Here is a 3047-nt window from a genome sequence, read left to right as displayed (position 1 = left end):
CACGTCCTCGGCGCGCACGAGTCCGGCCGCGTGCTCGCGCAGGCGCGCGAGCAGACGCGCGCGTTCGTCGGCGGTGTAGCGGTCGGCCTTGTTCAGCGCGAGCAACAGCGGGCGCTGGGTTCGTCCGAGCGTGCGCAGCGCGTCGAGTTCGCTCTGGGTCATGTCGCCGTCGACGACGAAGATGACGAGGTCGCTGATCGCGGCGACATCGAAGGCGAGGCGCTCGCGCTCCTCGCCCGACAGTTCGTTGATGCCGGGCGTGTCGATCAGATGCAGGCCCTGGCCCGCGACCTCGTGCCAGCGCTGCGCGTTGCGCGCGGTCGTCGTGCCGTGCAGCACGCCGGTCGCGAACGCCTCGCGCCCGAGCAATGCATTGCCCAGTGCTGATTTGCCGACGCTGACGCGGCCGAATACGGCGATGTGCAGATCGCCGGCGTCGAGCTTGTCGAGCAGTGCCTGGACCTGGGCGAAGTCGTCGGTCAGTTCGTTGCGCACGCTCGCAGGCACGCTCCGATCTTCGAGCAGAGTGCGCAGCGCTTCGCTCGTTTGCGCGACGTGCGCGCCGGAAGAGGCGGGCGCCGGGCGTGGCAACGCGCTGCCGAGGCGCGCGCGCAATTTGTCCCAGAACCCGCTAGCGCTCATCGATGCCTGCGCTCGCCGTTACTTGCCGCTCAGCAGCAGATGCCCATGCACCGGCACGTCGGCGCCAATGTCTTTCCAGTCGCTGCTCGCGCCGAGGCCGAAGTCGGCGCGCTTGAGCACGGTGTCGACGTCGAGCGTGGCCTTGTCGCCGGTCGTGGCGAATTTCAACTTGAGTGTGACTAGTTGGGTCTTGTCGCGAATCGTCAGTTTGCCCTTGGCCTCGACGCCGCCGTCGGCCGTCTTGGCAAACGACTCGGTGACAAAATGCGCCTGCGGGAATTTCTTCGGATCGAAGAATTCGTCGCCCTTGAGCGAATCGTCGCGCTCGCTGCTCGCCGTGTCGACGCTGGCGACGTCGACCTTGACGTCGAACTTCGCCTTGGCCAGGTCCGCTTCGTCGTAGCTGATCGCGGCGTCGAACTTCTTGAACTTGCCGGCGAAGCCTTCGCCCTGGTACGTGCCCTTGAAGGTCAGCGTCGACTGGGCGGGATCGGTGGTCCAGTCACGCGCCTGGGTCGCGAGCGGCAGGATCAGCAGCAGGGATGGCAGCAGCAGGCGGGTTTTCGACATGAGCGTTCTCCGGCGAGAGGGGAATGGGTTCGGGTCGGGTGACGGAAGCGACAGGCGCGCGCCGTCCGGGCAGCATGCGCGATAGTGTGCCGTCCTTGTTGACGAATTGGTGAACGAAGGCCATCGCCGCGTGGCCGAGCGCGACCGCGACGAGCAGCCAGAACAGCCACTCGTGCGTTTCACGTGCCAGCGGTTTCAGATCCTCATTGGCCGCAGCGATGGATGGAATCTCGAACAGTCCGAAAAAAAACAAGGGACGCAACTTAGCGACCGAGTCGAACCACCAACCAGACAGCGGCACGGCGAACAGCAAGATGTAGAGCAGCGCGTGGCCCGCGCGTGCGCCGAGCGCCTGCCAATGCCGCGTCGATGCGGGTTCGGAGGGACGCGCATCGAACGAGCGCCAGGCCAGGCGCAGCACGGCAAGCGCGAGAACGGTCATGCCGATCGACTTGTGCAGGTTGTAGTACCAGAAGCTGCTCGGCCGCTTCGGCAACCCGACCATGTACAGGCCGAGCACGCCCTGCACGAGGATCAGCAGCACGACCAGCCAATGGAAGGTCTTAGCCAGACTGCCCCAATGCTGCGAATCGCTCTTCAATGGCATGTCAGGGTTCCTTGGTGTTGTCGGAGGATACGGCGTCTGCGGCTGGCGCCGTCTTCTGTGCGTCGGCGTCGCGAATGCCCTCGGCCTCGATGCGGATGCTGACTTCGTCGCCGACATCGGGCAGGTACTTCGTCATGCGGAAATCCGAGCGCTTGAACTGCGCGCTGGCCTGGAATCCCGCGGTCCATTTGAACGTGAAAGCGTGCACGGCGACGCGGTTGAGCGTGATCGCGAGATCGAGTGGGCGGGTCAGGCCGAGCAAGGTCAGCTTGCCGTGTGCGACGCCGGTTTTTTCGCCGATCTTCTCGACCTTGTCCGCGACGAAGCGCGCGGTCGGATGGTGCGCGACGTCGAGGAATTCGCGCGAGCGCAACTTGTCGTTCCACGCCGCGTTGCCGAAGTCGATCGACGTCGCGTCGATGGTCACGTCGACCTGCGCCGTGCTCCAGTCGTCGGGATCGAAACGGAACCAGCCGCCGGTCACGTGCAGGCGTCCGCCCGGCTGCGAAAAACCGAGGTGGCTGGCGCTCGCGGTCACCTGCGTATGCACGTTGTCGAGCCGGTAATCGTGCGCGGCAGCCAGCGCCGCCGCGGGTGCGGCGAGTGCGAAAGCGGCGATGGCGCGGGCTATGGTCATGGCCAGACTATGCGATACCGGAATGACGTGGACAAGCATCAACCATGGAACGATGTGTTCAACGTTCGTCAGGCACGAGACCAGCGCACTACGGTTCTCCTTTCTCGCCGCCCAGCGCGTACTGCGCAATGCGCTTGAGCCGTTCCGCGCTCGTGTCGGCGAGCAGGCGCGACAGTGCACTGGCCGCCGCATCGCGATCTAACGCGTGGCGTTCGCGCAGCGTCGTCGCGACCGCGCGGCCGAGGCTGTCGAAAATCAGGCCGTAGGCGACCGCGTGCAGCACGCCGCCGCCAAGCGTGCCGAGGCCGGGGAATGCCTTGGCTGCGTTGCCCGCGATCGCGAGCACGAGCGACGCGCTCGTGCGTACCGTCAGCTTGACCTGGGCGACGAAGGCCTCGATATCGATGTCGCGTACGGGCACGTCATAGAGTTTCGACAACTCACGTACGAGTCCGGTCGCGAGTACGGCCTGGATGACCAGATCGCTGCCCGGCATCACCGCGGCGAGCGCGCCGACCACCGCGCGCTTCGTGTATTTGGCCACGACCGCTTCGGCCCCGCGCTCACGCAAGCCGGCTTCGAGTTCGGCTG

At 65.9% G+C, this 3047-nt stretch carries 4 protein-coding genes and 1 pseudogene; all 5 read right to left on the bottom strand.

The window, feature by feature from the left end; translation table 11 throughout:
• On the bottom strand, positions 1-642 hold a 642-nt coding region (locus VF497_RS16150), incomplete at its 3' end, for an Era-like GTP-binding protein (RefSeq protein ID WP_330890596.1).
• Between the two features lie 18 nt (positions 643-660).
• Complete coding sequence (locus VF497_RS16145) at positions 661-1212, bottom strand: YceI family protein (RefSeq protein ID WP_330890594.1); 552 nt, start codon at positions 1210-1212, stop codon at positions 661-663.
• Positions 1145-1819, bottom strand: a complete 675-nt coding sequence (locus VF497_RS16140; protein WP_330890592.1) for a cytochrome b — start codon at positions 1817-1819, stop codon at positions 1145-1147. The genes VF497_RS16145 and VF497_RS16140 overlap by 68 nt, the downstream gene beginning before the upstream one ends.
• A 1-nt stretch (position 1820) precedes the next feature.
• A complete protein-coding gene (locus VF497_RS16135; protein WP_330890590.1) occupies positions 1821-2456 on the bottom strand; it encodes a YceI family protein in 636 nt (211 codons plus the stop codon).
• A gap of 88 nt (positions 2457-2544) precedes the next feature.
• Positions 2545-3047 (bottom strand): annotated as a pseudogene (locus VF497_RS16130) (GTP-binding protein HSR1); the annotation flags it as partial.

It is taken from the genome of Rudaea sp. (assembly GCF_036383415.1).
Taxonomy (GTDB): domain Bacteria; phylum Pseudomonadota; class Gammaproteobacteria; order Xanthomonadales; family Rhodanobacteraceae; genus Rudaea.
This window is presented reverse-complemented; position numbering and strand designations above follow the sequence as displayed.

Excerpts from the sequence above, each read along its gene's own strand:
- VF497_RS16145 (WP_330890594.1), bottom strand. The coding sequence starts at position 1,212 with ATGTCGAAAACCCGCCTGCTGCTGCCATCCCTGCTGCTGATCCTGCCG.
- VF497_RS16140 (WP_330890592.1), bottom strand. The coding sequence starts at position 1,819 with ATGCCATTGAAGAGCGATTCGCAGCATTGGGGCAGTCTGGCTAAGACC.
- VF497_RS16135 (WP_330890590.1), bottom strand. The coding sequence starts at position 2,456 with ATGACCATAGCCCGCGCCATCGCCGCTTTCGCACTCGCCGCACCCGCG.